The organism is Actinomadura sp. 7K507 (genome assembly GCF_004348425.1).
In the GTDB taxonomy this organism is placed as follows: domain Bacteria; phylum Actinomycetota; class Actinomycetes; order Streptosporangiales; family Streptosporangiaceae; genus Spirillospora.
Genome location: NZ_SMKK01000372.1, coordinates 1 through 5,996 on the forward strand (window position 1 = coordinate 1; position 5,996 = coordinate 5,996).

A 5,996-nucleotide genomic window follows, 5' to 3' on the forward strand; every position below is an offset into this window, starting at 1 on the left:
AACCGGGGGACCCTGCGTGGGTCGGGCCGTACCGAATCCTCGCCCGGCTCGGCGCGGGCGGGATGGGGATCGTCTTCCTCGCCCGATCGCCGGGCGCCCGGCTGGCCGCACTGAAACTCATCCGGCGGGAGTTCGCCGACGACGCGGCCTTCCGGGAGCGGTTTCGTCGCGAGGTCGCCGCCGCGAGCAAGGTGAGCGGGCTCTACACGGCCCCGGTGCTGGACTCCGACGCCGACGCGCCACAGCCCTGGTTCGCCGCCGGCTACGTCCCCGCGCCCACGCTGAGCGAGGCCCTCGCGAGCGTCGGAACGCTGCCCGAGTCCGCCGTCCGGGCTCTGGGCGCGGGACTGGCGGAAGCGCTCCGGGCGATCCACGGGGCCGGTCTGGTGCACCGCGATCTGAAGCCCGGCAACATCCTGCTGTCCGAGGACGGCCCCAAGATCATCGACTTCGGGATCGCCAGGGTCACCGACGACACGCGGCTCACCCGCACCGGCGCCATGATCGGCACGCTGGCCTACATGGCCCCCGAGCAGATCGCCGGAAGCAGGGACGCCGGGCCCGCCGCGGACGTGTTCTCGCTGGCGGGTGTGCTGGTCTACGCGGCCTCGGGGGCCAAGCCGTTCGGCGAGCGGGACCCGGCCAGAGTGCTCTACGAGGTCATGTACGAAGAGCCGTGCCTCGACGGCGTGCCCGCGCCACTGCGTGAACTGCTGGCCGCCTGCCTGGCCAAGGAGCCGGCCGAACGTCCCGCCCTGGAGTCCGTGCTCGCCGCGCTGACCCCCGCCGATGCCCAGGCACTGAACTCGCCCGCGCTGCGTCAGGAGGTGGCGGCCAGGGAGGCCGAGGCGACCAGGGCGGCGTCGGAGCCGGTCACGCCCCCACCGCCGCCGCGGGTCGATGACACGGCGGCGGGCAGGGTCGGGCGACGCCGGATCCTGGGACTGGCCGGTGCGGTCGCCGTCGCCGGCATCGGCGCGGGGACGACGGGCTGGGTGATGACCCGCGGGGGATCCAAGCCCGCCAGGGCCGCTCCCCGCGCCACCGCCCTAGCCGCGGCGCCCCCGCCTGCGTGGACGTTCACCCCACCCAAGCCTGTCACCGGGACGTCGATCGTGCTGGTGGCGGACGGTGTCGTGCTGTGGGGCGGCGAACAGGAGATGTACGGGGTGGACGCCGGCTCCGGCCGGCAACTGTGGGCGGAGGAAAAAGCCAACGCCGAGTACTCGGGCAACCTCGCCCGCGGATCGACGCTCGTCGTCCTCGGCGGCGTCGTCGGCGACCCCGAGGACCAGACGATCACGTTGGTCGATGCTCCGACCGGCAGGACCACGAACCTCCCCACGCCGCGCGACGTCGATCCCACGTCCGTCCTCGGTGTGGTGGGCGACACGGTCATCGTGCGATCGAGAAGGGACTACTGGGCACTGGATCTGACCAGCGGCGAGATCCGGTGGCACCTCCCCGGCCGAGGGTTGACCTCCGGAGCGGTCGACCAGTCCAGCCTCTACCTCAGCACCGAGCCTTCCCTCGCCGCCCTCGACCCCCTCACGGGCCGCGAGCGCTGGGTCCGCACCTGGCCCGAGAGCGGCGGCGACCGGGACAAGGCGAGCCTGGACATCTCGGTCGCCGGCGGGCGGGTGTTCGGCAACTTCGGCGACACCCTCCAGGCGGTCGACACCGCCACCGGGAGGCCCGTGTGGTCGCGGGACACCGACAAGCAGTTCGGCACCGTCATCCCCGCAGGCGCCAACGTGATCTTCAAGGACGAGGTTCTCCAGGCCTACGACCAGGCGACCGGCGCCGCCCGGTGGACGCTGGCCGGTCCAGAACCGTTCGCCGACGACCGGGGACACATCGCGGCGACCGGCGGCCTCGTCGCGGCCGCCTTCAACGACCCGGCAGGCCCGTCCCAGGGCATCCTCGTCGCCGGGACCGACGGCCGGGCACTGTGGGCGCACCGGGGACCGGCGGGCACGCAGCGCGGCTGGGAAGTCGCGGCGTCCGGTTCGTCGGTCTTCGCGACCGACCACAAGCGGCTCTACCGCTTCCAGGTGAGGCGATGACGGCGGCGCTGGAGCCCGGCGACCCCGAACGCATCGGGCGGTACCGTCTGCTGCGGCGCCTGGGCGAGGGCGGCATGGGCGTGGTCTACCTGGGCGCGTCCCCGGCGGGACGAGCGGTGGCCATCAAGGTCGTGCGGCCCGAACTCGCCGGAGACCCCGATTTCCGCGCCAGATTCCGGGGCGAGGTCGAGGCCGCCCAGAAGGTCAGCGGCGCGTTCACCAGCCCGGTCGTCGAGGCCGAACCCGACGGCACCGTCCCGTGGCTGGCGATCGCGTACGTCAACGGCCTCGACCTGAAGGCGACGGTCGAACAGTACGGACCCATGCCGGAGCCGCCGCTGCGCACCCTCGGCGCCGGACTGGGCGAGGCCCTGATCGCGATCCACGAGGCGGGCCTGCTGCACCGCGACCTCAAACCGGCCAACATCCTGCTCGCCAAGGACGGCCCCAAGGTCATCGACTTCGGCATCAGCAAGGCCGCCGACACCGCCACGCTCACCGCGGAGGGCCAGTTCATCGGCTCCCCCGGCTACATGTCCCCCGAGCAGATCCACGGGACGCGACTCACACCGGCCGCCGACGTGTTCGCCTACGGCGCCGTGCTGGCCTTCGCCGCCACCGGCCGCCCACCGTTCGGCAAGGGCGCGGTCCCTACGATCATCCATCGGACGCTGCACGAAGAACCCGACCTGGACGGCGTCCCGGCTTCCCTGGCGCAGCTGGTGGCCGCCTGCCTCAGCCGGGATCCCGACCGGCGTCCGCCCACGAAACTGCTGCCGACGCTGCCGGCCGCCCAGCCGGTCACGCCCGGCTGGCTCCCCGGCGACATGGGCGACGAGTTGCGGCAGCGGGAGGACACCCTCGTCCTGGATCTGCGAACGGTAGCCGTCGCCCGCACCCGGCGACGGCTGCTGGCCGGCGGGGCCGCCATCGCCGGACTCGCCGCCATCGGCGGCGGAACCGCCGCCGCACTGGCCGCGACCCGAGGCGAGCAGGAAGTCCGGCTCTCCCCTCCGAAGCTGCTGTGGCGAACCACGATCGAGGACGAGGACGACATGGGCCTCGTAGTCCGCCCTCGATCGATCATCTCGGTCGCCCGCGGGGTCTTCGAGGACGACTTCCGCTGCTACTCGCTGGCCACCGGTCGGCAGCTCTGGTCCGAAACCGGCCAGATGGTCGCCGGACCGGAGCTCATCTACACGATGCCCGGCTCCAGCGTCGCGGTCGTCGCCAGGGACGAGTCCCAGACGGACAAGTGGACCTACGACCCACCGGCGGAATACCGGTACCCCGAGCTCATCGTCCCGACCAGCGGCCTGCTGATCCTCACCGGGGACCGGACGATCATCGGCCTGAACCCGGCCACCGGCCGCCGCCTCTGGATACGCGAGTGGCCGCAGGCTTCGTACACCTACATCAACTGCCACGGCGTCCAAGGCCCCACCGTCCTTGTCGGGGCGATCAAGGAGGGTGGCCAGAGCCGGCACTTCGCGCTCGACAGCGCGACGGGCGAGGTCCGGTGGTCAAGGCCGCTCGAGACGATGCTCCTGATGCCGCGCGACGGTGCACTGATCTTCGCCAGCTCCGCTCGCGCCACTCTCGACGCGCTGTCGGCCGACACCGGCCGTAAGGTCTGGAGCGCGGAGCTCCCCAACGCCGCAAGGGACCCTGACAAGGACGCGCTCTTGCTCAACGTGACCGTGGCCAATGGCCTGGTCTACATGAACGGGCCGACCATCTACGCCCTGGACGCGTCCACCGGCCGACAGCGGTGGACCTACACGCCGACCTCACCCGGCGGCCGGGCACGAAACTTCCTGGTCGACGGGAGATACGCCTACGTCCTGGACAGCCCGCAACTCGTCGCCCTGGACGCCCGCACCGGCAGGCGTCTCTGGTCCGCCGACACCCCCGCGCCCGACAACGCCCCACTAATCGCCACCGGCGGGCTGATCTGCCTCGGCGTGGCAGGCACCACGAACTCGGGCCTCTACGCCTGGGACGCCAAAACAGGACAAGCCATCTGGAATTACCCCATAACAACCCCTGTCTCCCACAAGCAATGGGAACTCAGCACCAAGGGCCCCACCCTCGCCGCCGCACACGGCCCCGCCCTCCTCGCCTTCCACCTCGACTGAACCCACGCTCCTTCTTCCTTCCGGCCTCTCACCGAACCGGCGCGGTTCTTGCGTGGTGTGAACCCCAGGCCAGGGCCACGATTGGCGGTATCGAATCGGCGGGCGTCCCGTGGACAAGCGATCCAGGCCGCAAACGCAGCCGTCGGCGGATCAGGTTTCCGACGGCGAAACCGCGTGCAGGAGGGCTGCCAGCTCGCGGCCTGGACTCACATGACGGTTGTAGAGGGGGCCACAGGGAGTGGTCGCCAGGCGCATCGAAAGGTCTGCAGGTCCGGCGCGGGAATGGTGACCCCGTAGGCGTCGGCAAGGGAGACAGCGAAGGAACGATCTCCTTAACGTCGCCTCTATGGCCGTAGGGGCCTGGGTTGGGGGGTCATTGTTTCAGGATGTCCAGCAGTCGGGGGCGGGCGGTGACGTCATGCCGGACGTGGGAGATGACGGCGGCCGCGGCCTGGGCGGGGTCGATGCCGTAGGCGGCTTCCAGCGCTTCGGCGAGTCTGTTGCGGTACACGCCACGGCGCATCTGGGCGATCTTCTCGGTGTCGTTCGGGCCGACCTCCCATCGCTTGGGTGCGGAGCGGGCTTCCTGCCTCCACGCCTGCAGTACCGGGGCCAGGTCGGCGGGTGGTTCGGTGTGTCCCTGCCGGACGGCTTCCAGGGCTCGGGTCACGACCGGGTCACCGGTGACCTGCGCGTCCTCGGCTATGTGTTGCAGGGCGAACATGACGGCTCGGCTGCGCGCGGTGGGTGTGGCCGCCTCCAGGGCGGACTCGATGTTCTCGGTGTCGCGCAGCGGGTGGGTGCTGACCGGCTTGGCGGGGGAGAAGTCATCACGGGTGAACAGGCCCCAGGTGAAGGCGCCCCTCAGGACCTCGGCTGTCAGGTGTGTTCCGGTGATCTGGTCGGCGAGCGTCAGAGATCCGCGGATGGGGTCACCGGGGTCGTCGGCGTCGGAATCCAGCGGGAGCCCGGTCGCACGGTCCACGGGGATGAGGGGCACTCCGGCCGAGGCCATCAAGGGGACGAAGGACTCGGCGTCCTGCCCGGTGATGGCGGTGCGGTCGTAGGGCTCGAAGGCCAGTTGGACGAAACCGTCGCGGCGGTACAGGAACTGGCTACTGATGGAGTAGGAGCCGGCCACGATCACCATGGCGCGCGCTGGAGCCGCTTTCACCAGCGCGTCGATGAGCTGGTTCGCGACGGCGTTGTCGGACCACAGCACGGTCCAGGCACCGAGTCGAGTCGCGCCCAGCCGCGTTGCATTGGGCGGGACCTCCCGCACGCTGGGCGTGGGCTGCTGCTTGAGCTGGTCAAAGGTCATCTCGCCGGTCACCGTCCCCGCGTCCATGCTCACCAGCAGCCCGGAGGGGTCGGCCCCGTGGACGAACCCTACGAACATGTACCCCTCGAGGTCGCCGAACTCGCCTAGCCAGTCGTAGGAGGTTGACACGGCCGGTCTCCTCTATGGCGCTCGGGCAACCGGGTCGATGTCCAGGTCACGGTCACGCCCGAAACGGCGGGCACGCAGCTAGAAGCGGCGAATGCGGTGGTCACGAGGGATGGCGCCTGGCCGCGTGATGATCATGCAGCCATGCGCGTGGTACCCCCTACCGGATTCGAACCGGCGCTACCGCCTTGAAAGGGCGGCGTCCTAGGCCGCTAGACGAAGGGGGCCTGGAGTGTGGCGGTGGTGGCCGCCACGTGACTTGGGACAAGTGTAGGGGACGCGGCGAGGCGCCGTGCAAACGGTTAGTCGGGTTCGGGGGTGCGGGTGGGGGATTCGGTGTCAAGG

Annotated in this window: 3 protein-coding genes and 1 tRNA gene; 2 read left to right on the forward strand and 2 right to left on the reverse strand. The window is 70.8% G+C overall.

Annotated elements, in window-relative coordinates; translation table 11 throughout:
- A partial coding sequence (locus E1285_RS42540) for a serine/threonine-protein kinase (protein ID WP_132160563.1) occupies positions 1–2,066 on the forward strand: 2,066 nt, incomplete at its 5' end.
- A complete protein-coding gene (locus tag E1285_RS42545) occupies positions 2,063–4,204 on the forward strand; it encodes a serine/threonine-protein kinase (RefSeq protein ID WP_132160565.1) in 2,142 nt (713 codons plus the stop codon). The genes E1285_RS42540 and E1285_RS42545, both read left to right, overlap by 4 nt.
- A gap of 373 nt (positions 4,205–4,577) precedes the next feature.
- Here E1285_RS42545 and E1285_RS42550 read toward each other — a convergent pair whose 3' ends face one another.
- Positions 4,578–5,654 carry a DUF6461 domain-containing protein gene (locus E1285_RS42550; RefSeq protein WP_132160567.1) on the reverse strand — a complete coding sequence of 359 codons (1,077 nt, stop codon included), beginning with the start codon at positions 5,652–5,654 and terminating at the stop codon, positions 4,578–4,580.
- 148 nt (positions 5,655–5,802) lie between these two features.
- Positions 5,803–5,878: transfer RNA gene (locus E1285_RS42555), tRNA-Glu, on the reverse strand.
- Positions 5,879–5,996: the final 118 nt, after the last annotated feature.